At 50.3% G+C, this 23,084-nt stretch carries 22 protein-coding genes and 2 tRNA genes; 13 read left to right on the top strand and 11 right to left on the bottom strand.

The annotated features are described in order from the left end of the window. Positions 1–16: 16 nt before the first annotated feature. Complete coding sequence (locus tag B7988_RS13275; RefSeq protein WP_170930663.1) at positions 17–1,270, bottom strand: CotH kinase family protein; 1,254 nt, start codon at positions 1,268–1,270, stop codon at positions 17–19. A 110-nt stretch (positions 1,271–1,380) separates the two neighbouring features. Here B7988_RS13275 and B7988_RS13280 point away from each other — a divergent pair, with 110 nt between their 5' ends. Together B7988_RS13280 and B7988_RS13285 are read left to right on the top strand one after the other, a co-directional pair. Further along, positions 1,381–2,190, top strand: a complete 810-nt coding sequence (locus B7988_RS13280) for a hypothetical protein (protein ID WP_088658301.1) — start codon at positions 1,381–1,383, stop codon at positions 2,188–2,190. 7 nt (positions 2,191–2,197) lie between these two features. After that, entirely contained in the window at positions 2,198–2,779 is a 582-nt protein-coding gene (locus B7988_RS13285) for a hypothetical protein (RefSeq protein WP_073323848.1), read from the top strand. Between the two features lie 7 nt (positions 2,780–2,786). On the opposite strand, the gene B7988_RS13290 is transcribed toward B7988_RS13285, so the two are convergent. From B7988_RS13290 to B7988_RS13325, 8 genes are all read right to left on the bottom strand, one after another. Beyond that, the gene (locus B7988_RS13290; RefSeq protein WP_088658302.1) at positions 2,787–3,800 is read right to left on the bottom strand and encodes an Lrp/AsnC family transcriptional regulator; all 1,014 of its coding nucleotides are present in this window, start codon (positions 3,798–3,800) and stop codon (positions 2,787–2,789) included. Between the two features lie 54 nt (positions 3,801–3,854). Beyond that, positions 3,855–5,030: a putative heme d1 biosynthesis radical SAM protein NirJ1 gene (gene nirJ1 / locus B7988_RS13295; RefSeq protein WP_088658303.1), complete on the bottom strand. Its 1,176-nt coding sequence runs from the start codon at positions 5,028–5,030 to the stop codon at positions 3,855–3,857. A 67-nt stretch (positions 5,031–5,097) separates the two neighbouring features. Continuing rightward, entirely contained in the window at positions 5,098–5,703 is a 606-nt protein-coding gene (locus tag B7988_RS13300; RefSeq protein ID WP_073323854.1) for a penicillin-binding protein activator LpoB, read from the bottom strand. A 173-nt stretch (positions 5,704–5,876) separates the two neighbouring features. Next, complete coding sequence (locus B7988_RS13305) at positions 5,877–6,164, bottom strand: hypothetical protein (RefSeq protein ID WP_073054325.1); 288 nt, start codon at positions 6,162–6,164, stop codon at positions 5,877–5,879. A 124-nt stretch (positions 6,165–6,288) separates the two neighbouring features. Beyond that, the gene (gene mnmG / locus B7988_RS13310; RefSeq protein ID WP_088658304.1) at positions 6,289–8,214 is read right to left on the bottom strand and encodes a tRNA uridine-5-carboxymethylaminomethyl(34) synthesis enzyme MnmG; all 1,926 of its coding nucleotides are present in this window, start codon (positions 8,212–8,214) and stop codon (positions 6,289–6,291) included. Positions 8,215–8,300: 86 nt separating this feature from the next. After that, on the bottom strand, positions 8,301–9,584 hold the full coding sequence (locus B7988_RS13315) for an FKBP-type peptidyl-prolyl cis-trans isomerase N-terminal domain-containing protein (RefSeq protein ID WP_088658305.1): 1,284 nt from the start codon (positions 9,582–9,584) through the stop codon (positions 8,301–8,303). Between the two features lie 242 nt (positions 9,585–9,826). Continuing rightward, positions 9,827–11,521 carry a proline--tRNA ligase gene (locus B7988_RS13320; RefSeq protein WP_088658306.1) on the bottom strand — a complete coding sequence of 565 codons (1,695 nt, stop codon included), beginning with the start codon at positions 11,519–11,521 and terminating at the stop codon, positions 9,827–9,829. A gap of 86 nt (positions 11,522–11,607) precedes the next feature. Continuing rightward, complete coding sequence (locus B7988_RS13325; RefSeq protein WP_088658307.1) at positions 11,608–12,972, bottom strand: aminopeptidase P family protein; 1,365 nt, start codon at positions 12,970–12,972, stop codon at positions 11,608–11,610. A 111-nt stretch (positions 12,973–13,083) separates the two neighbouring features. On the opposite strand from B7988_RS13325, the gene B7988_RS13330 reads away from it, so the two are divergent. The 6 genes from B7988_RS13330 (at position 13,084) to B7988_RS13355 (ending at position 17,159) form a co-directional block, all read left to right on the top strand. Then, the gene (locus tag B7988_RS13330) at positions 13,084–13,374 is read left to right on the top strand and encodes a hypothetical protein (protein ID WP_073323864.1); all 291 of its coding nucleotides are present in this window, start codon (positions 13,084–13,086) and stop codon (positions 13,372–13,374) included. A gap of 21 nt (positions 13,375–13,395) precedes the next feature. Further along, a complete protein-coding gene (locus B7988_RS13335) occupies positions 13,396–14,352 on the top strand; it encodes a PhoH family protein (RefSeq protein WP_073323866.1) in 957 nt (318 codons plus the stop codon). A 40-nt stretch (positions 14,353–14,392) separates the two neighbouring features. Beyond that, positions 14,393–16,678: an HDIG domain-containing metalloprotein gene (locus B7988_RS13340; RefSeq protein ID WP_088658308.1), complete on the top strand. Its 2,286-nt coding sequence runs from the start codon at positions 14,393–14,395 to the stop codon at positions 16,676–16,678. A gap of 112 nt (positions 16,679–16,790) precedes the next feature. Further along, complete coding sequence (locus tag B7988_RS13345) at positions 16,791–16,979, top strand: hypothetical protein (protein ID WP_073054315.1); 189 nt, start codon at positions 16,791–16,793, stop codon at positions 16,977–16,979. A gap of 6 nt (positions 16,980–16,985) precedes the next feature. Continuing rightward, positions 16,986–17,060 (top strand) — tRNA-Val (locus B7988_RS13350). 23 nt (positions 17,061–17,083) lie between these two features. Continuing rightward, positions 17,084–17,159, top strand: a tRNA-Asp gene (locus tag B7988_RS13355). A 252-nt stretch (positions 17,160–17,411) separates the two neighbouring features. Here the strand turns inward: B7988_RS13355 and B7988_RS13360 are convergent. Further along, a complete protein-coding gene (locus tag B7988_RS13360) occupies positions 17,412–18,527 on the bottom strand; it encodes an RICIN domain-containing protein (RefSeq protein ID WP_141225681.1) in 1,116 nt (371 codons plus the stop codon). A 182-nt stretch (positions 18,528–18,709) separates the two neighbouring features. Here B7988_RS13360 and B7988_RS13365 point away from each other — a divergent pair, with 182 nt between their 5' ends. The 3 genes from B7988_RS13365 (at position 18,710) to B7988_RS13375 (ending at position 21,278) form a co-directional block, all read left to right on the top strand. Next, entirely contained in the window at positions 18,710–19,105 is a 396-nt protein-coding gene (locus tag B7988_RS13365) for a DUF4398 domain-containing protein (RefSeq protein WP_088658310.1), read from the top strand. Then, positions 19,105–20,127 carry an OmpA family protein gene (locus B7988_RS13370; RefSeq protein WP_249269004.1) on the top strand — a complete coding sequence of 341 codons (1,023 nt, stop codon included), beginning with the start codon at positions 19,105–19,107 and terminating at the stop codon, positions 20,125–20,127. Before B7988_RS13365 ends, B7988_RS13370 begins: the two co-directional genes overlap by 1 nt. Before the next feature lie 149 nt (positions 20,128–20,276). Continuing rightward, positions 20,277–21,278 (top strand): class II fructose-bisphosphate aldolase, encoded by a 1,002-nt coding sequence (locus B7988_RS13375; protein ID WP_073323875.1) that lies wholly within the window; start codon positions 20,277–20,279, stop codon positions 21,276–21,278. A gap of 52 nt (positions 21,279–21,330) precedes the next feature. On the opposite strand, the gene B7988_RS13380 is transcribed toward B7988_RS13375, so the two are convergent. Continuing rightward, positions 21,331–21,633 carry a hypothetical protein gene (locus B7988_RS13380; protein WP_088658311.1) on the bottom strand — a complete coding sequence of 101 codons (303 nt, stop codon included), beginning with the start codon at positions 21,631–21,633 and terminating at the stop codon, positions 21,331–21,333. A gap of 80 nt (positions 21,634–21,713) precedes the next feature. Here B7988_RS13380 and B7988_RS13385 point away from each other — a divergent pair, with 80 nt between their 5' ends. Both B7988_RS13385 and B7988_RS13390 read left to right on the top strand, forming a co-directional pair. Further along, entirely contained in the window at positions 21,714–22,514 is an 801-nt protein-coding gene (locus tag B7988_RS13385; RefSeq protein ID WP_088658312.1) for a hypothetical protein, read from the top strand. A 262-nt stretch (positions 22,515–22,776) separates the two neighbouring features. After that, positions 22,777–23,028, top strand: a complete 252-nt coding sequence (locus B7988_RS13390; protein WP_088658313.1) for a zinc ribbon domain-containing protein — start codon at positions 22,777–22,779, stop codon at positions 23,026–23,028. Positions 23,029–23,084: the final 56 nt, after the last annotated feature.

The following is a 23,084-nucleotide window of genomic DNA, read 5'->3' on the forward strand; positions in this document are numbered from 1 at the left end:
TAAATTTAGAAAAATCTCAATAGCCGATTTCTTTGTCAATCCACTGGTAACGTTGTTTCATCCATTCGATCATGGTCTCAACCGCCTCGTCATAGGAATCATAAGGATCCTTGAGCGCCCAGTTTTCGGTATTTTTCATGACAGGCCAGCGGCGGTATTCGTTTTCAATAGCTTTATCGATAATGGAACGATACAACGGAACGCTGTCAATCAGAGCCTTGAACGTTTCACGGTGTTCTTTCCAATAAACAACGGCAGCGCTATCGACTAGGGAATTCTGGAGAATGTAGTAATTCAGGCGGTACCTGCGAATGTACCATTCTTCGGGCGCCTTGTTCTGTTCACGGGAGGCATTTCCAAAGGCCAAATCAAAATCCCACAAAGGGCCAAAGTGAATCGGTTCACCTTTTTTCCAAGTGAAGTGTACGCTGCGAGCAAAGTTGCCGTCTTCGTTTTTCGAATATTCATGCACCCAATAAAAAAGAAGGTAGTCGTCGAGATCAATCCATTGCACGATTTCATTGCTGTTGTACCTATACGGGCGCATCGCAAAATTTTCGAAGGCCTTTATATGGTCCAACAAAAGTTCTTCTGTTTCGGGCGACGGATTTTTCGGAGATTTGATGTGGTAATAATAACCATTATCGCTCTGAACGTAGGGCGGATCAAACTTTTTGGAATCTTCTTTTTCGACCAGGAATGTTGTATCGTTTTCTTCGATATTTACGCGATTTTTTGCTACTTTGATTGATTCCGAAAGCAGATAAAGTCCCATATATTTGCGGTTGAGATAAAGCTCAACAAATTGCATTCTAGGCGTATACTTGGCACCGAGCCATTCCGAAAGGCGTGTCATCATGTAGTTGCGCAAATGGGTCTTGTCGCCATAATTAGCAATCAGTGCCCAATCTCGATTCTTGGGCATTCCAAAGAGTTTTACTTTGTCTTTGAATTCCAGCTTCAGGCCATACTTGGGCATTTTAAAACTGGAATTGCCGCGACCACGCACGGTCAGTTCGTAGACTTCGCTTTCGGGGGCTTTTTCGCCGTAAATCTGCAAGTGTGAAGGAATTTCGGTTTCACGGTCCCGAACACCTGCAAAGTCTTCGGTTTCAATTACGATTCTCGGGAGTCCGGCATAAGGATACATGGAATCGTCTATAGGAAGACTATCTGGATTGCTTTCGGTTTCGGCCCAATAACATGCGGACAAAGATATGCAGCAAAGGATTGCAGCAAACAGTTTGAACGAATTTATTTTGCGGGCCATTAAACGCATCAGCTGAAATATAATTCTTTTAAAAGTTTCACTCATGCGATTTCACTGACGCGAAATCTGTTTAAGGAATATATTTCACAAAAAAAATTATATTTCCTGACATGAATAAAGTCTTCGGGTGCGTTCTGTTGTTTACCGCCGTAGCATGCTTTGCTACGGAGAGCCTGCATCCGATTGCTACTCCTGCAACGATCTTTAGTGTTCAAGGGACGGTCGAATTAGACGACGATATTTACAGCGGCGATATGGAAGTCTCGGCTGAATATGCTGTGCACCCGCGCCTAAGCCTTTATGTTGACGGCGCATTCCGCTTTTTGAGTTACAGCTACGAGTATTCCACCGAAGGCTACATTCACAATTACTGCAACCTGCACGTGAACGGCTTTAACGAGACATACATTGGTGCAAAAGGCATGATTCTCCCCTATTTGGGCTTGAATCTCGGTTGGCAATTCCCGCCCGGCGAAGGTTCACAAATCAATCGATTCCACCGGCTGAATGTGGAACCCTTCACCTTATTGCAGGTGTCCAGGAGTCTGCTTGTGGGCACAGCCATGCGCTATAACACCTTCCTCGAAGACAAAAAATACAAGCCTGGCGACGAAATCGGGTTCAAGGCCTCCCTTGTGTGGAAACCCGGCTGGAACGATTCTTTAAACACAGGCTGGGAACTCAGCGAAACCTTCTTGTACCAGGCCAGAATCGAAGAATCCGAAAACAAGAACCTCGACAAGCCCTATCGCGGCATGAAAGACACGTATCGCGGCATGAAAATGAAGCTCGAGGCCATGCGTTACTTTAAAATTGTTAGTATTCCTATTGGATTCGGGCTGAACTACGAAATTCACGAAGGAACGCTATACGGCTTTGAAACAGGCCACCGAATCGGAATCAAAGCAAAAATTCAATAGGGAACTGATGAAAACTAAAATCATATCACTCATCCTGATTCTGTTTTTCGCGGCCACCACGTTCGCCCATGAAACGGAAAACAACACTGAACTTCCCAGCAAGGAATCGACGGCTGACACAACAACCCTCGTAAACAAAGATGGGACGCCTTTTAAACGCCACACCATAAGCGTCGGCTACGGCATTCTTACTCTTTCGGACTTTTATGGAATGCTTGGTTCTGTAATCGTCAGCATGTTCGACGGAGATGACCCCTTTGGAACCCTGGGCGCTCTATCCATCGATTATGGTTACAAGATCGGAGAATTTTTTGAAACGGGTCTTGTATTCAACTATGCCGAACCGATTAAAAATACGCCCCTTTACACGATTATGCCCAGGGCAAAAATGAATTTCAATTCAACCGGATTCTTCAACCCGTTCATGGAAGTGGACTTGGGCGTATCCTTCAACGGAGACGGAGTGATTCCCATGTTTCAACTAACACTGCTCGGCTTTGAAATGGGAACGACCATCCCCGTAATAATCAACATCCTAAGCTTTGGCCAGCGAGGCATGTTCTACGGATCTATCGGATTTAAATTCTAGCTACAAATCAAGCAAAGAAATTGAAACTTGTCTTTTTGAGTTCTCTTAGGGAATTCAGAACGGCAAAATCAGGGTTGCCAATCGATTCGGCAGCCTCTTTAATATAGCTTTCCAGTTCCTCGGCTGACTGGGCATGTATCATGGCGTACAGCGTGTACGGGAAACCTTCAAAAGCAGGACGATTGTAGCAATGCGAAATGTAAGGCTTGCTTGCAAGAATTGCCCCAGCAGGATTAACCGAGTTCCTGTCTACTGACCACTGTCTACCGTCTACTGTTTCCGCAAAGCAGACCATCGCATTAAAAGCAAAACCAGCCTCTTGATGTCTAAGAATCGCCCCGAAACGGCGCATCCGTCTTAACGCCAAGTCTTCGCGGAGTTCGTCACAAGAAACGTTCCAATCCTTGAACGGGGTGAGCGTATGCGGTATGTCATTGCAGGCAATACGAATACGGACTCTGTCATTTGCGGATAAAAAGTGGGCAGGAGATTGCTTCGCCTTCGGCTCGCAATGACGTTTTTCGTCAGCAATTCTGTTTGCTGGCGCTCCAGCGCCCTTCATCACCGTGTTAATCTTGAACTTCTCGGTCGCACTAAGGATATGGACATCGTGCAGTTCCGTATTCACACAAACTTCATCGACAATTTTTTGAATTTCCGCTTCGGACTGGGCGATGACCGTAAACCACACGTTATATTCGTGGCTGCGCAGATAATTATGAGTTATCGCAGGAATTTGATTAATGACTTCAGCGAAAGCCTCTAAGGCTGAATCGTCGGCAGCCCCTGTCGTAGCCGTCGGCACCTTGCCTGCACACAGGCGCGAGATAAAACCGAGCGCCTTGGAATCATAAACTCCCCCAATACGGCGGATTATACCCGACCGGCGCAAATTCTCGACCGCGGCAAAAACGCTCTGTTCGTCGGAGCCAAGCTGCTCCGCCAACACCAGATACGGGCGTTCTTCCAAAGGAAATGCGTCCTGGATGATAGCGAGAAGATGCTGTTCAAGTTCTGTCATACGAATGTGAAATGTGCGATGAGTGATGTGAAATGATCAATTACTCATTCCACATTACACATTTGAAATTTCTTCGTCGGTCAGGTAGCAAGCCGGATCCTGTTCCCAGAAATCGCCCGTTACAGCCTCGGCGCGGGTACGGAAGTTTCCGTTACAGAGATTCAGGTAGGCGCACTTGGGGCAGCGTCCCTTCAGAATCGGCTTACGGTTCTTGAGGCCCGCCATAATCGGGTTCGATTCGTCACTCCAGATTTCGCCGAAATTACGTTCGCGTACGTTGCCAAGTGTAATATACTGCGTAAACTGGTCGGGGTGAACGTTTCCGATGCTATCGACGTTACCGAAGGCCATACCGCTACGGTTACCACCATTGCGCCGGATGAGTTCCAGCACCTTCTCGGCACGGGCAGAATCTTCGCGCAGCATACGGCGATACAGGTAAATGGCATCGGCGTGGTTATCCACCGTCAAGATTTCCTTATTGATTCCGCGCTTCTTGAAGTCGAGCGTACGGTCAATAATCAAGTCCATTACCTTGCGGCTTTCATCGTGATTCAAGTCGTTTTGAACCATGGCAGAGCCGCGACCGCTGTAAACCAGGTGATAGAAGCACACGCGGTCAATATTTTCAGCTTCGAGCAAGTCGAAAATAGCGTTCAAGTCTTGCATGTTGTAGCGCGTAATCGTAAAACGCAGGCCCACCTTCTGGCCAGTCGCCACACAGTTGCGGATACCGCGAAGAGCAAGTTTGTAAGCGCCTTCCTTGCCGCGGAACTTGTCGTGGGTCGCTTCGCAACCGTCCAGGCTAATGCCCACGTAGCCCACACCCATGTCCTTGAGTTTCTTTGCAACATCGGGCGTAATGCAGGTACCGTTCGTGCTGATTGTCGGGCGAATACCTTTAGAGGCTGCATAATTTGCCAATTCAAAAAAGTCCGGGCGCAAAAGCGGTTCACCGCCGCTAAAGAGAATCACCGGAACCTTGAAATCGGCCAACTGATCAATTAAAGCCAAGCCTTCTTCGTGGGTCAGTTCGTTCTGGTACTTAATGGCCTCGGATCGAGCATAGCAGTGCACGCAACTCAGATTGCAGGTTTTGGTGCAGTTCCACACCACCACAGGGCCACGGCCCGGCGCAACGCCGTTCTTGCATTCATGGGCCTTGGGTTCGTAACGCAGCTGATCCCCATAATTCGGGGTATCCATCAAGAGCTTGGTAATACTGATCATGGGTCCAAAGATAGAAAAATAACCCCGGAGCCCGAGGTTATTTAAAGGTTACGCATGAAGCCCCAGATTAAAGCTTCACAGAATCCTTAGAGATGAACTTCTTGATTTTCTTGTCGCCCATCCAGAGTTTCTTGTGGCTCTGCAAATCGGTGAGTTCGAGGTCCACCTGATAGAAGATAACGGACTGGCCACCTTCCTGGTCCACGATGGTATTGATGGTACCGGTCAACATCCAGTCAGCACCGGTTTCCTGGTGAAGTTCCTTGGCGGTTTCTTCGGTAGCGTTACCCTGCTGGTCTGCAACTTCAGAGCGAAGTTCGGCACGTTCGGCAGAGTTAGCGACGAAGTCAGCTGCACCGGAATTCAAGAGGGCACGTTCCATGTCCTTGATAAAGGTTTCGACGCTGATGTGTTCGTGGCTCTTGTTGCGAACCTTACCGATCACGACAGTCGGGGTACGGCCCATTTCGCCGATAATCTTTTCGATCTTCGGGCTCTGCAAGCAGCTGAGAATCATTTCGTCGGCCACCAAGCGGGAGTCGGTGTCATTCCACTTACCCGAAAGGTCCGTTGTAGAATTAGTGTCGATACGAGTGACAGTCTTGCCACCGCTGCTGCAAGCGACCATGCAGAGGCTGCAACCGAGAGCGAGAATAGCAAACAATTTACGCATTAGATTTCTCCTTGAAAATTTTTTACAAATGTACAATCTTTCTTTTTATTTGTCTATAAAAGAATCGCAACTTTAAAAATAAAGAAGACGAACCGACAAATTCGCTAGACAGAATAAAAAATACCGCAGAGCGAAATCTGCGGTACTTTTAAATTGTCGAAGAAAATCCGGAATTACTTTTCAGCGAATTTCTTAGAGGCAGCCTTGACCTTCGGGTCGTTCTGGGCATCCTTGATTTTCTGCTTGATACCGTCTTCAATCTGCTTCTTGAGCTTGGCGGCGAGGGCGGGGAAACGTTCTTCCAGGGAATCGCTAAAGACAGCCGGTTTCTTGGGAGCGGGAGCACCCTTACGCTTGGCGTTCAGGGGGCGCTTCTTCTTGGCCGGGGCCTTCTTTTCTTGGGATTTTGTTTCCTGAGGCTTGACTTCTTCTGTGGATTTGACTTCAGTTTCTTCTGACATAATAGACCTCTTGGAAATATTGTTAATTTGACGGCGCAAAAATAGTAAAAATTTCGCCTGTTCCTAGGTTTTGCAATTAAAAATTATGCTTTTTTAAGCTAAAAAAGGCGATTTTAGACTACCACTAGCCGTTCAATTTCTTGTTTTCGAGCCAATGGGCAAGCACGGTAATGTCGGCGGGGCGGACGCCGGGAACACGGCTAGCCTGGCCGAGCGTCAGCGGCTTGTGGGCATTCAAGCGCTGGCGACTTTCGATACTCACGGCGGTCACCTGCATGTAGTCAAAGTCGACGGGCAGGCGCACGGATTCCATCTTCTTCTGGTCGTCGATTTCGCGGGCCTGCCGGTCGAAGAATCCTGCATAGATTTCTTCGGCATACATGAACCACTGGTCGCGGCGAGTCAGATTCAGGTCCGGCAGCGCGGTCCGGAACAATTGCTCGGGGTCGATTCCCGGACGGCGCAACACATTGATCCAGCGGGTACGTTCGGTCGAAAGAGCCTGGCCCCCGGCTTCAAGAATCGGGTTTGCCTGGTCGGGCGTTGCAGATTCTTCGGTCATGCGGGTGCGGGCGGTCGCCATCAGTTGCTGACGGCGTTTCCAGTCGGCATAGTCAGAATCCGAAATCATGCCAATCTTATGGGCGCGTTCCTTGAGGCGAGTTTCTGCGTTATCGCTACGGAGGAACAGCCTGTATTCGGCGCGACTCGTGAACATGCGGTAAGGTTCGTCGAGCAAAATGTTCACCAAATCATCGGCCATCACGCCCAAGTAGCTATCCGAACGGCCTAGAATCAAAGGTTCTTCGCCCTTAATCTTGAGTGCGGCGTTAATACCAGCCAGGAGTCCTTGACCGGCAGCTTCTTCGTAACCGCTTGTGCCGCAAACCTGGCCTGCAAAATAAAGCCCAGGAACCTTCTTGCATTCAAATGTCGGGAAAAGCTGCGTAGCGTCTACAGAATCATATTCCACGGCATAGCCAATCTGCAATACACGGGCGCGCGTGAGCCCAGGAATCGTATGGATGGCTGCAAGCTGAATGTCTGCCGGCAAGCTGGAACTAAAGCCGTTAATATAGACGCGACCGATATCCGCCTGTTCCGGTTCAAGGAACAATTGGTGGCCGTCGCGGTCGCCAAAGCGGTTGATCTTGTCTTCGATACTCGGACAGTAGCGCGGGCCCTTGCCGTGAATGCGACCGCTGAACATGGGACTGTCCTTAAAGCCGCTGCGCAAAATGTCATGCGTCTTCAGGTTCGTGCGCGTAATCCAGCACACGCAGTCATTGCGGACGAATTTGTTCGCGACATCACCCCAAAAGTAATTGGCGTCGCGGCCAGGAACGGTTTCTGCCAAATGACGGTCGCTCATGGGCCACGGAGAATCGTCTCCGCGTTGCACGTCGCATTCGTTAAAGTCGATGGAATCGGGGTCTAGGCGGCTCGGCGTACCCGTCTTAAGGCGACGGAGCGCAATTCCTTCGCGGGCAAGGCATTCCGAGAGTTTATCTGCACTGGGCTCGCCCACTCGCCCACCGACGCTCGTTTCGAGCCCGGTAAACATCTTGGAAGCAAGGAAGGTTCCACTCGTAATCACGAGCGAACGGGTAATATAGCGTTCGCCGTTCAGGAGCGTGAGTTCCAGGCGACCGTCGGCCATGCGCGTAAAGGCAGCGAGTTCCCCCTGAATCACCGAAAGCCCCGGAAGGCTTGTAATGACTTCGCGGGCCACTTCGCTGTAGTACTTCATGTCGCACTGGGCACGCGGGCCCCACACGGCCGGCCCCTTGCTCATATTGAGCATGCGGAACTGGATGCCCGCCTTGTCGGTGAGTAGGCCCATCAGGCCACCGAGCGCATCGATATCGCGGACAATCTGACCCTTGGCCACCCCGCCTACGGCCGGGTTACAGCTCATACGACCGATGGCGTTAATATCCATCGTGAGCATGGCGGTCTTTACACCGAGTTTCCAGGCGGCATGGGTCGCTTCAATACCAGCGTGCCCACCACCGACAACGACTACGTCGTATTCTGCGATTAGAGACATTTCTAGAACTTAGAACTTAGAGCTTAGAGCTTAGAACTTAAATAAAAATCTAAGTTCTAAGAGCAGAGCGGTCTAAGTTCTACCAACTATTTCTTTTCTTCAGTCTTCGGAGCTTCGGGGGTCCATTCAACCTTCTTGCCAGAGACAAGATCAGCGAGGTCCTTCTTGAGCTGTTCCTTTTCGCTTTCGAATGCCGTGTACATCTTGTACGTGCCGTCCGGGTTCACAACGTAGACCTTCGGAACGTAGCCGTCGCTATAGAGTTCACCGAACTGGCGGGATTCGTCCCAAACCACGTTGATGGATTCGTCCCACTTGGCGTTGTCCATGAACTTGCGGATGCCGACCTTCTGGTTGCCACCGCTTGCCACAGCGAGCGTAATCAAGCCCTTCGGGGCAAATTCCTTAGCCATGGCAAGAACTTCGGGTGCTGCGTGAGCACAGTGACCGCAAGTAGCAGAGAAATACATAACCAGGAGCGGCTTGTTTGCAAACGGTTCGAGGTTTTCGAGGTCTGTAGCAATGGCCTTGTCCACGGCAATCTTGGTGGCCTTCACCTTCAGATTGAACTTCTGCGGCATACCGTTAGCAAGGGTATCGCCACGGAGCGGTGCAATTTCTTCTTTAAGCTTGGCTTCTTCTTCCTGCTGCTTTTTGATGGCAGCAGCACGCAGGTCCTGCAACTTCTGCTGGTAGCGTTGGCCAATGGCATTGAGCGAATCCTGCGGGAGCTGGAGCGTGTAAGTAGAATCAGCAACCTTGGCGGCAGATTCCTTGATACCCAAAATAAAGTAGTCCACGTCGAATTCGGTCTGGAACTGGTTGCCGATACCAATAAACTGGTGGGCAAACTGAAGACCGAGCAGGTAAGAGAACTTGGTGTTGTCCGGAGAATCGCCATTAATGGTCACTTCAGCACCCGTAGAAGCCGGAGCCTTGGCAATCGGCTGAGCACGAGCAACAGAGTCAACGTAAGCCTTGATCTTTTCGCCATTGCCTTCAGCCATCATAGCGCTATCCGGGCGGGTTTCTTCGTAACGCTTACGGGCGATTGCAGAGTAGCGCTGGCTAATAGCCTGCAGGGAATCAGGAATCATCTGGGGCTTGAAGTTCGTGTCTTTGCTAGACTTCACATCGTCAAGAACACCCTGGATTACGGCGTCCTGGTAAAGTTCTTCGCCCATCTGGCGCGGAATAATCGTAAAGTTCTGGCCACCGAACTGGGCACCCAGCATATAGGCGAACTTTTCATCGTCAGTCGAATTAGCGGTAATGGCGGCAGGCCCCTTTTCGATAGGCTTTTCACCACATGCCATAAGACCAAATGCAGCCAATGCCGCAGAACCAAGAGCAATTTTCTTCATGTCCATATTGAATCTCCTTAGAGAAATTTTTTCCGGGGAATAATATAGAAAAAGTAGGAAGTAGGAAGTAGACGGTAGGAAGTGTGGGGCGCGACAACTGCGCAAAGCGAAAGACTCAGTTAAATTCAATTTACCTTAAACAGGAAAAAAACACCTCCGCCGTAGCAGAGGTGATTAATAGGATCGTCAGGATAAAACGGACGAAAGTTTAATTCCAAAATTCCGAATTCTGAAATCCGAAATCTGAATTATTCAGCGAAATATTCCTTCGCCTTCGCGACAACATCTTCGACCTTGACCATGGAGAATTCCTTCTCGTTACGGAACTTCCATTCGACTTCGCCGTTCGCAAGTCCCTTCTTGCCGATGGCGATACGCACTGGAGAACCCCACAGGTCGGCATCCTTGAACTTCACACCCGGGCGTTCGTCGCGGTCGTCCACGAGCACGTCGATACCGGCGGCTTCGAGTTCCTTCTCGAACTTCTCGGCGAGTTCCACGAGTTCAGCGTCCTTGCCAATCGGGACGATTTCCACCTGGAACGGAGCGATGGACTTGGGCCAGATCGGTCCGAAGTCATCGTGGCTGTTTTCCACGACGGATGCCATCAAGCGGCCCACGCCGATGCCGTAGCAGCCCATGATGGCCGGAGCGGTGGTCTTTTCGGCGGTGAGGAACTTCGCACCCATGGATTCGGAGAACTTGGTGCCCAGCTTGAAGATGTTGCCCATTTCGATACCGCGTGTCTCGGTGAGGAGTTCGCCGCAGCAGGGGCACTTGCAGACTTCGGAAGCTTCGGCAATGTCCGCCACTTCGAACTTCGGGAAGTCGCGCTTCGGGTTGCAATGCTTGAAGTGGAAGCCTTCTTCGTTTGCGCCCGTCACCAGGTCGAAGGAATCGGCAATCGCTTCATCGACAATGATGCGGGTGTCATGAGAATTGATTGGGGACGCAAAGCCCGGAACCATGCCGCATGCCTTGATGAGGCTGTCTTCGGCCGGGTAAAGTTCCTTGGCCTTCAGCAAGTTGTGGAGCTTGATTTCGGAAACATCGAGATTGCCCGGAACAACGACCGTGATGAGCTTGCCTTCGAAGTCGAAGAACACGCACTTAGCGGTCGATTCAGCCGGGACGTTCAGGAACTTGGTGAGGTCTTCGATGCTTGCGCAGTGCGGAGTTTCGACCTTTTCGAGTGCTGCATTTTCGTCGCCCTTGAACGGCACGCGCTGGAATTTCGCAATTTCGCGATTGGCCTGGTAGCCGCACTTCTTGCAAAGAATCAAGTAGTCTTCGCCGTTGGGAGTGTCCAGCATGAATTCGTGAGCGACCTTACCGCCCATAATGCCGGTATCGCTCTGCACCACCACCGGTTCAATGCCCACGCGGCGGTAGATGCGCAGGTAGGCGTCGTATTCTTCCTGATAGTGACGGTCCAGGTCTTCCTGGCTGGTGTGGAAACTGTAGGCGTCCTTCATCAAGAATTCGCGGACGCGGATAAGACCGCCGCGGGCGCGGGCTTCGTCACGGTACTTGGTCTTGAACTGGTAGAGCATCACCGGCAGCTGCTTGTAGCTGTTGAGCACGTAGCGCACCAGGTCCGTCATGGCTTCTTCGTGCGTCATGGCCAGCACCATGTTGTGGTTATTGCGGTCCTTGAAGCGCAGGAGTTCTTCGCCAATGGCCTGATAACGGCCCGATTCGCTCCAGAGTTCAGCGGTCTGCACCACCGGCAAATCGACTTCGATACCGCCAATCCTGTTCATTTCTTCGCGGATGATGTTCACGATCTTCTGGATCACGCGGAAGCCCATGGGCATCATGGAATAGATACCGGTAGAGACGGGCTTGATGTAGCCGCCGCGCATGAGGAAGATGTGGGAGGGCATGGTGGCATCGCTCGGCGTTTCGCGGAGCGTGACGTAAAAGTACTTGGAGAGTTTCATGGTTTTTGCCTTTTAAAATTTTACGGGCTAAATTTAGAAATTAGACGAGAGACGAGAGGCGAGAGACGAGAGAAACCGATAAAAAATCAACCTTTCATCAGCTGTTCCAAATCATCAACCGTTTTCGGGATATCTTCTGAGATATTCCTGAATCCGTCCTTGGTAATCAGCAGGTCGTCTTCGATGCGGATACCGATTTTTTCGCGGTAGGTCTTGCCGCCAAGGGTCGCCTTGAATTCGCCGTAAAGCCCCGGTTCGCAGGAAATCAGCATACCCGGCTTGAGGACTGTATCCAAGGAGCGGGTTCCCGGTTCGCCTTCGTGAATCTGTTCGCCGATAAAGTGGCTTACGCCATGCGGACGTTTGTCGTACAATAGTTTGTATGAACCCTTCGCGCCTTTAACCAAACGGCTTTCCAGCTCCTGCATAATATAGTCCCAAGGGACCATCCCGATTTCCTTGAGAGATACGCCCGGGCGCACATGCTTCTGGTACTCAACCTGAGAATCAAGCACTATCTGGTACAGCAATTTCTGCAACGGATTGAACTTGCCGTTTACAGGAATGGTGCGGGAAAGATCGCTATGCAGGCTTCCGATGCGGATACCGAAATCTAACAGCACCAACTCCCCCGCCTTGAGCGGCTCATCTTTTTTGACATAATGCAAGCAGCAGGCGTTTGCCCCGCCTGCGACAATCGTCGGAAACGCGAGGTCGCCATCGCTTTCACGCTGCATTTCATAATCCAGCTTCAGGCCCAATTCGCGCTCGGTCTTGAAAGCCTTCATTTCGGCAAGTACAGTGCGGAAGGCGTTATTTGTGACCGCCTGTGCCGCCTCGGCGTCCATAATGCGTTCGGGTTCCAGCGGGAGTCTGAGCGACCAATGCAGAGCCGCGGCACTCTTGAGCTTGATGCCCGTAGGCTTGAGCGCCTTGAGCAACTGGTGCCTGAACCGGTCGTTGTGGTCTTCCTTGAACTTTTCAAAGTAGTAGGCGTAAGCGTAGCCCCCCTTCGGAAGCTTTTTCGCTCGGGCAACCACTGTATCCATGAGTTCATCCACCGGGCGAACATCCTTAATTCCCGTTACGCGGGCCACCTCTTTATCGCCTTCCAAAAAGCCCAAGCGCTTGCCGTTCCAAAATTCCTTGAACGGGTCCTTGGGCGGAACAAACAGGATTTCTTCGTCGGTCCTAGGATCGAGCAACAGGTAGCAACCCGCCTGGTTGATTCCCGTCAGGTACATGAACGCCGGTTCCTGCACCATTTTATTCCAGATTTGCACGTAGGCTTCTTCTGTTCCGGGGTCCATCGGGATTCCTGCAAAAACGCAGAACGAATCAAGTTCCTTGAGCATGGCCTTGCGGCGTTTTTTATACAAATTCTTGGAATCGTAGAGCGGAGACGAGATAAAAACCTGAGAATAGGGATTAAAATTCGACTTTGAACGCATTTTTAGCCTCTAAATAGGTAAAATTTCGGTATAAATTTACCTTTTTCGCACCACTTTTGCTTTAAATTATATACATTTGAGGCATCACAGACTAGAATGGAGCCTGATTAAATGTCTCTTTTTAAAAATTGGAAATTGATCCTTGCAGCATCAACTGTAGCACTGTTCACCGCTTGCGCCGGCTCTTCCGGTGGTTCTTCTAGCGACGACGATTATGGCGACGATAGCGGTTCTCCGTCCGCTCAGAGATCTGCTCCTAAGGAAAAGATTGACGAAAACAAGCTGAAAAAGACCGAAGACGAAGCTGTCGCCATTACCGAAGAAAACCACAAGCTCCGCAAGGAAATCTTCGAAGCCAAAAACAAGCTCGGTATCTCTACAGCTCCTGCTTCCGAGGAATAATTTATAGCTGACACGTTCTCGATGAACGAATTACGCTATTCATTATCGGACGACCTGAAACGAACGATTTCAGGCGAGAACGAAACGGTTTTCCGCTTATTGGAGAGCCGTTTTTGTGTTGAAATACAGACAAGACTCCCGGGACTCCGCATTATTCCCAAGGAAAACGGCGATACGACGGGGGTCTTTGCTGTACTCGACCAGCTGAAAATGGCGGCCAAGAACGGGAAAGTCCTAACGGCGCGACAACTTGAAAAATTGATCGATCCGGCAGACGCGGCCATCAGCGATTTCAACAACCCGGACACCATCCCTGCCACCCCGATTTTCAGAAACCGCATGGGCGTTTCTGTATTCGCAAAGACAAAAGCGCAGGCCGAACTGGTACGGGCGGTCGAACAGAACGATATCATTTTTGCCAAGGGCCCTGCAGGCACCGGCAAGACATTTCTGGCAGTAACGCTTGCAGTCGCAAGCCTTGAACGGCACGAGGCAGAACGCATTTGCCTGGTCCGCCCGGCAGTCGAAGCCGGCGAATCCCTGGGCTACCTGCCCGGCGACCTCAAAGAAAAAATTGCGCCGTACCTGCGCCCCATTCACGACAGCCTCGCCGAGCTCCTGCCAGTGGAAAGACTTCGCAAGTACGAAGAAACTGGCGCTATCGAAGTCGCCCCGCTCGCCTACATGCGCGGTCGCACCCTCAAGCGCGCCTTCATTATTCTAGACGAAGCGCAGAACACCACGCCCGAACAAATGAAGATGTTCCTCACGCGGCTCGGCCAACACAGCAAAGCCATTATCACAGGCGACGCCACCCAGGTAGACTTGGGCAAGGGCCAAAAGTCGGGCCTCACGCATGCCATGAAGTTGCTCAAGGGCATCCGCGGCATTGCTCAAGTGGAATTCGAAGCCACCGACGTGCTCCGTCACCCGCTCGTCAAAGACATCTTGAAAGCTTATGAAAAGGGGAAGGAATAACTTCCAACCGTCTACTTTTACTGTCTACTAGAGAATATCTATGAAAAAGAAACAGACTAGACTTCACTTTATCATCGGCTGGGTTCTTGTTGTTGCCGCGGCAATTTTCATGTTCCCCGACAAGAACATCGCGCTCCAGTCCGAACGCCCGCACTTGGGCCAGGTAAGTACACGCACGATTGTCGCCCCCATCAACTTTGAAGTTCCCAAGTCCGAACAGGAAATCGAAGCTGAAAAGACTCGCGCCGCCGAAAAGGTGAACGCCATCTTTGGCTACAACAGCGACGAAACCAACCGCGTCTACGAAGACCTCAAGTCGTTCCTGCACAAGCTCGCCCAGTACGGTTCTCTGCAAATTCAAATCAACCAGCTTACCGCAAGCGGCGAAAGCGACTCCACCCTGCAGTCCAAGGTGGTACAGGCATCACGCATTTACGAAGTCTTGAAGCAGCGTATTTCGACTTCGGCGATTAAGCCCCTGAGCCTTAATTCCAAGGCCCGTGACTCGCTCCTGAACGTATTCAACCGCATGCTCCAGGCCGGTGTTTCGAACACATTCATTGCAAGCACCGAAACGGCCGCACAGCTTTACCGCGATAACTATAACTTGCAAGATTTCAAGTACATCGTTTACACGAAGCCGAACATCACGCTCATCAAGGACAACGAAAAGACGACTGTCGAAGCAAGCAATATCCAGCCGCTCCGTCGCCGTATCGATGAAGCTTTCGCCCAACTCCAGATGAGTTTCCCGAACGAGCAGGGGCTCTTGAGCGCCTTCTACGAAACCTTGTTCGTGTTCATGATGCCGAACGTTTTCTACCTCGAAAAAGAAACCATTGCTAGCCGCGAAGACGCTCGCAAAAAGGTGACGCTCATCAAGGGTATGGTGCCGCGCGGCATGGAAATCGTGGCACAGGGCGCCCCCATCACCAAGGAAATCCTCGAAAAAATTGACGCCCTACAGCGCGCCCAGCAAAAAGAAGAAAATTCCAAGACCTTTACCGCTATTTACGGTAACGCCCTTATCTTCATTTTGATTATTACGTTCTTCTTTATGTTCCTCTACAATACGCCTTCTAGAGGCATGTTCAGAAACGCCCGCCAGCTTTGGAGTCTTATAGCACTTGCCTTGCTCCAAATTATCGCATTCTGGGTCATGCATCACCTGTCCGGAAGCATCAACAACATCAACATTTCCATTATTCCAGAAAATCTGGACCTCATGTGGATTTACCCGTTCGCCTTTGCACCGATTACCGCAACCGTACTTTACGACCGACACATTGGCCTTGCATTCACCGTATTTTCGGCCATGATTTTCGGCATCTTGAACGGCTATGATTTAGCCGCCACGACTTGCGCGTTTGCCGTGACCGTTGTCGCAACCGCCCCGATTGCCCGCATGCGCTACAGGGTGCAGTTCGTGTATGGAATTATCGTCGGCGTCGTGGCGATGGCTGCCGCCATCAGCGTGATGTTCCTGCTGCGTAACAGACTTTCGTTCGAAGCTTTCTACCAGAACCTGATTGCCGCAAGCATCAATATCGTGCTTTGCTACGCCCTCACATCAGTTGCTCTCATCCACTTGATGGAACGTATTTTCGGTATCACCACGGTGCTTACGCTCATGGAAATGTCGGACTTTAACCGCCCGGCCCTCAAGCGCATTTCGGAATACGCCCCCGGTACATTCCACCACAGCATTCAGGTGTCTAACCTAGCCGAACACGTGGCCGACAGCATTGGCGCGAATTCCTTGCTGGTGCGCGTGATGGCGCTTTACCATGACATCGGTAAGACCATGCGCCCCGAATACTTCACCGAAAACCAGAAACAAGGAATCAACCCGCACAACAACATCGACCCGCTCCAGTCTGTCAAAATCATTACTGGGCACGTGGAACAGGGTACGGCCCTTGCCAACGAATACAATATTCCGTCACTGGTAGCCGCAGGCATTCGCGAACACCATGGTTCTTCGATCATCCAGTACTTCTACCACAAGGCGCTCGAAAACGCCAAGGAAACCGGCGAAGAAGTCAAGGTCGAAGATTACAGCTACAAGGGTCCGAAGCCGCAGAGCAAGGAAACAGCAATTCTTATGCTTGCCGACATTATCGAAGCGACCAGCCGCTCCATGACCGACACTAGCCCCGAAGCACTCTCCGCCATGATCCACAAGACCATCGAAAGCCGCTTTACCGAAGGTCAGTTCAACGAATGTAACTTGTCTATTAAGGAACTGTTCAAGCTCGAACGGGCTTTCCTGGATAGTTTGGACGGAACGTACCACACCCGCGTCAAGTACCCTGGACAAAAATAGGACCGCTCGGCCCAATCGCATAAAAAAAGTGCGATTTTTAGGGCAAAATCGGTTGACAAGCGCCATAAACTTTGTATATTTGGCTTCGTAATCTTGAGAAGAGGACTTACTGATGGATAAAAAGAATATCATTCTGATTGCTCTCGGTGTGTTGCTCTTGGTTATCGGTTTCATTTGCCTCGCCACGGGCCCTGCAGACAATCCGGTTTCACTCACGGTTGCACCGCTTATCTTGGTTGCCGCCTACCTCGTGGTCATTCCGCTTGGAATCCTCTGGAAAGGCAAAAAGCAAGACAAGTAAAATTTCGGGCGATTAGCTCAGTTGGTTCAGAGCGTCTGCCTTACAAGCAGAATGTCAGCGGTTCGAATCCGTTATCGCCCACTACCGAAAATCGGAAACGATTTGGGGTGGTAGCTCAATTTTGGTTAGAGCACCGGCCTGTCACGCCGGAGGTTGCGAGTTCAAGCCTCGTCTATCCCGCGAAAAAAGACTCTCTTTTAGAGAGTCTTTTTCGTTTTTTCATTCATTGTCACCCCGGACTTGCCAATAGCCACTTGCAGCATTGCTGCTTAGAGTACCTTGGCATAATACTAACCGAACAAAGTTCGGAGTATTATGAAGCCAAGTTACATCGGTGGCTGTGTTGTCATAATAAATTGGTAGCGGCACTAAAGTGCCGAGCCACACAGAGGATATGGTCCTCGGAACGGGGAATCCGGGGTCTCCTTTTCTCTAATACATCCTGATATAGCGCGGGGTCCTGCGTGCCGGAGCTAGCGTTCTACCCATGGCATCGAACTTGGCCTTCTTGATCAAGGCCGGCGATTCCACCTTACGAGCCAGCGGAATCACTGTCGTCGAGGTATCACTCGTGTCAGCCACTTCCTCAGAGCTTTCAATCAACTGCCAAATGAAATCGTCGCCGGAGCCCTTCTGGTTTTGCACCACGGTCGTTCCTACCGCTTGCAGATAATGTCCGCTCTTGTAATTCTTGAGGTAGAAAGCATTCGGCGTATTGACCGGAGCGCCTTCAAATACATACCGCTGGTGAGCACCGCCATTATAACCGTAGGTTGCCGCTCTAATGCCAGCCGCTGTGGATTCGTTCGGGATATCCACGACGCGGTTCCCGAGCTGAATGTAGTATGTAACCGGGTTATCGCCCACCGAGAAAATCTTCACGAAGGTCGCCGTATCTCTACAATCCATCAATTCCAGAGCGTTGGACGAAGCAATCCCCATGCATTTCTTTGTATCGCCGAGAGACTTGATTCTCCCCTCTTTGAAAAACGCCACCTTGAACAGCTGCTGGTATATGGTCTCAACAAGAATCACGTGGTTGATCAGGTCCTGCTCGGACTTGGCCTCGCTCGCCTGGTTCAGTCCATACGGCCAGATATGCTGACGGTCGCAATGGAGTTCCGCGTTCGGGCCATCCATTTCACGGAGTTTCGCCTGAACCTTGTCATTCCTAAAGACACCGTCTACACATGTTGCCGCATATTCCGACGTGGTTCCGACACCCATCGTGTGCGCCATCTCGTGCATGGCTGTGGGCACCACCATGTAGCTACGGTTTTCACCAAAGCGCAAGTCACCGTTACTGCTGGCCTCGGCCGTGGGCACGCCAGGTGCGTAATAGACGTTGATGAACTTCGAGAGGTTCGAATAAGTGTTATACATCTTAACGGCCGAATCCATGACAGTCGTGATGCGCTTATAGGCATCTTGCTCATCGGAAGTCGGATTCGCCGACTTGTGCAAAGTGTATTCAACAGCTGAAAAAGCATTGCCCGCAAGGCAAGCAACCAAAGCAAAAGAACATAATAATGGGCTAAGAAATTTCATGCAAGCTCCAATCCAAACACATGTATAAATTTATATACAAAGTTAGGGTAAATCAAGTAAATTTTTAGTTGGAAGATTTAAGTTGGTAGAACTTAGAGATAATCTAAGCTCTAAGTTCTAAGCTCTTTGTTCTTTTTTTTGTATATTAAAAAACGAGTTTTAACCCCCAAAAGGAGATTTTAATGAAATCCAGAATGCTCGTTGCGGGAATGGCCATTATAGCCCTTGCTGCACTTTCCGGTTGTGCCGGTGGCGTAAATGCGACCAAGTCGATTGAATTTGCCGACTCCAACAAAAACATTGCACAAGAAGCCAATGTCGAAGCCGCCCAGCTCGAATCTGCCAACATAAAGCTCGATTCCGCAAAGGCCCTGCAGGCCGATGGTGACGAAGAAGAAGCTGCCGCACTTGCCGAACAAAGCACTCTTGAATACAAGCTCGCCATTGCAAACGCCGAACTTGCCGCCGCCAAGAAAGAAGACGAAAAAGTTGAAAAGGAACTGAGGGGCGATGTCGAACGCAAGCTCCTTTACCAGAATATCCTTGACCAGGAAACCAAGAACGGAGGTGCCAAGTAATGAAGACGAGAAATCTTTTAGTCATTAGCGCCATGGCAGCCGCATTCTCTTTTGCTGCTGAAGAAGCAGAAGGCCCGAACGCTGTAGAATCTTGCCAGACCGCAATTGATAACGCTGCCAAGAATATTCCGGCCAACGCCACCTCTGCCAAGTACACCCTCGCAGCGGCCAAGGCCAACCTCATTGACCTCGACGCAGCCTACAACGACGACGCCGAATCAGACCAGACCAAGGCTCTTGCCGCCAAGTGCGACACCTACGCAAAGACCATTGCAGCCCAGGCCGAAACCCAGAAAGTTCGCAACAGTACCGCTGAAAAGTGGGAAAAGCGCGCCGCAACGGCCCGTTCTATCGAAGCTATTCAAGAACAGATCAATAAGGCCCGCACCGGTAAGGTGAACGACCTCGAAGCCGAAAAGGCCAAGATGAAGGACCAGGAAGCACGCCTCCAGGCCGAAATGCAACAGAACCAGGAGAAGTTCCAGGCCGAAGCTGCCGCCCAGGAAGCTGCGTTGAAGGCCGCCAACCAGCGTGAAGCCGACCTCCAGAAGGAACTCGCCGAAGAACGCGCCAAGGCCGAAGCTCGCCAGCAGGAAGCCATGAACAAGCTGAACGAACTGCAGTCCCAGATGATTCAGGTGACCAAGTCCGCCCGTGGCATTATCCTTTCCATGTCCGACATCTTGTTCGCCGTGAACAAGGCCGACCTCAAGGCCGACCTCAAGACGAGCCTTGCCAAGGTGGCCGGTATTCTTTCTGTGTACCAGCAGTTCAACGTGTCCATTGAAGGTAACACCGACAACACTGGTTCCGAAGAACACAACATGAAGCTTTCCCAGCAGCGTGCAGACAACGTGAAGGCATTCCTCGTGGAACAGGGCATTGCCGCCGAACGTCTCACGGCCAAGGGCCTCGGTATGACCATGCCGGTCGCCGACAACTCCACCAAGGAAGGCCGCCAGAAGAACCGTCGCGTGGACCTCGTGATCCAGGACAAGGCCCTGCAGCAGGAAGCGAAGTAATTTCAGATTTCTGATTTCGGAGTTCGGAATTGTTTTTTGGAGGTTAATTCTGAAATCTGAATTCCGAATTCCGATTTTTTTACTAAATTTAGCCCCGTAACTTTTAAACCGGCGGCGCAAGTCGCCAATCAAAACAAGAGGTAAAACAAATGGCAGTTTCTTACAAGGAACTCGGCTTGGTTAACACCAAGGAAATGTTTGCTAAGGCAGTTAAGGGTGGCTACGCCATCCCGGCTTTCAACTTCAACACCATGGAACAGATGCAGGCCATCGTGCAGGCCGCCGTTGAAACCAAGTCTCCGGTAATCATGCAGGTCTCTAAGGGTGCTCGTAACTACGCCAACGGCACCATCCTCCGCTACATGGCTCAGGGTGCTGTTGAATACGCCAAGGAACTCGGCTGCGCAAATCCGCAGATCGTGCTCCACCTCGACCACGGTGACTCTTTCGAACTCTGCAAGGACTGCATCGACAACGGTTTCTCTTCCGTGATGATCGACGGTTCCGCTCTTCCGTACGAAGACAACATCGCCCTCACCAAGAAGGTTGTTGAATACGCTCACCAGCACGACGTGACCGTCGAAGCTGAACTCGGCGTGCTCGCCGGTGTGGAAGACGAAGTCCAGGCTGAAGAATCCCACTACACCAAGCCGGAAGAAGTGATCGACTTCGCTACCCGTACGGGCTGCGACTCCCTCGCTATCTCCATCGGTACCAGCCACGGCGCTTACAAGTTCAAGCCGGAACAGTGCACTCGCGACCCGAAGACTGGCAAGCTCGTTCCGCCTCCCCTGGCATTCGACGTGCTCCACGCCATCGAAAAGAAGCTCCCGGGCTTCCCGATCGTGCTCCACGGTTCTTCTTCCGTGCCGCAGGACGAAGTGGACACCATCAACGCCCACGGTGGCAAGCTCCCGGATGCAGTCGGTATTCCGGAAGAACAGCTCCGCGAAGCTTCTCGCTCTGCTGTCTGCAAGATCAACATCGACTCAGACAGCCGTCTCGCTATGACTGCCGCTATCCGTAAGTATTTCGACGAACATCCGGAACACTTCGACCCGCGCCAGTACCTCAAGCCGGCTCGTGAAAACATGAAGAAGATGTACATGCACAAGATCGTTGACGTTCTTGGTTCCAACGACAAGCTGTAATCGTTATTAAAGCCAAAAGCTTAAAGACCGCTAGGCAATTGCCTGGCGGTTTTTACATACCGCCTTTTTGGCCACCGGACGTTCCGCCTGAATTAGCCAAAAACAGGACGAAAAGCAAGGCACTCCCAACAAGAACCAATCCGGTCATGATCAAGACATCGCCTGCTTCAACCGATCCCCCGGCGCCAAAATTTTTGCTGTCGTCAACGATAACGACTTTTTGCGAAGGATTACCGGGGCTTTGTTTTAGCGAAATCCTTGGCTTGTGAAGCATAGACGGACCCGACGCAGCGCACCCTACGGTGCTGACGCACAGGGCAATAGCGAGAAATATTGCAATAACCGTCTTGAACATTTTAGAACAACCTGTTCCTTAAAATATATATATAACCATGCGGTTTTTGTTATAATTAAGGCAAATTAAGGAGAATATTTATGATTCTCAAATCATTATTTCTAGTTTCTGTTGCCGTTTTCGCCTTGAATGAAGCAGCTTCGGCAAATACATGTACGGATGCCGTCTATCAGAACCAATCGCCGATGATGTTCAATCGTGAAAGCTTCGTTCGCGTTGATTCAGTTTATATAAACGATGACAGCAGCTCCTGGAAAGGGAAAAAATATATATACAACAATGGAATTATTGAAAAAGTCCGTGCGGATTTCAAGAATGAAAATCATGCACCTGCCTTTTGGATTTTTTACAATGATACCAACGAGACCGTATTGAAGAACGAAGGGTATGAATACATCGTATCTGGAGAAAAAACACAAGATACCTTATTGTATGATATTAAAACGTATTATAAGGGAAAATTTGAATATACTCAATTAATTAGGATTGCTCCAAATTATTTAAGTGAAGAACTAAAAAATTCTTCTTATTCAGAACTATTGGAAATGTTTTTCAGAAACGATTCTCTTATTGATTCAAGAACTGTAAACTATAATACTGATTCTTCAAGAACAGAAGAAAGATTCTATGTTGCGGATCTAGATGATAATTATAAATGTGAACTATACGATGAAGAAAATAATCTTCTATCTACTTTTTTATACAAGCCCGGCGAAAATGGATTTTCTATAATACAATCTAAAGGGGATAATTATACTGAAACCTATTTTATAAATGTAAAACAAAACACAACCACCCTCCACAAAACAGTCAAGCCCGTCAAAATCTCCCCCAAGGCCCGCTACTTCGACCTCCTCGGCCGTTATAAGTTCAGCAAATAAATCCTGGATCCTTCTCCCCGCAAGGGGGATCATGGATCACTAAGGGCTGAAGCCCAAGTGACCAAAGAGACTCCGTTACACTCTCCCCAAAGAGGATAACTCAACTTGAGAACTAAAGTTCTTAGTTTCGTATAGCTCAGGATGACACTTCACCACAAATTCATTACACACTCCACATTACACATCTCACACCCCATACCCCAAAGGGCCGCAGGCCCGACCTCATACCTCACTTCCTACAGTCTACTTCCTACCGCCTACTATGTATTGTCCTCACTGCCATTCCGAACTCAAAGACAACGCCACGTTCTGCCCGCATTGCGGAAGCGACGCCAATACCGGCTGGAAAGACGGCGCAGAATTTACCGACCTCGAAACGCCTGATTACGATGAAATTTTAGAAAATGAATTCGGGACGGACGAATTCGGCGAAAAGAAGAAAAAGGCGAACCCGTTCGCCATCGCGGCGGCAGTGATTGTAGCACTCGCGTTTATCGCGGCAATGCTTTTCTAAAGGTAGTGTCAAGGGTTTTTCGCAAAAATAGTTTGTTCCAACATCAGATCTAGGCT

Source organism: Fibrobacter sp. UWB1 (genome assembly GCF_002210325.1).
Classification (GTDB): domain Bacteria; phylum Fibrobacterota; class Fibrobacteria; order Fibrobacterales; family Fibrobacteraceae; genus Fibrobacter.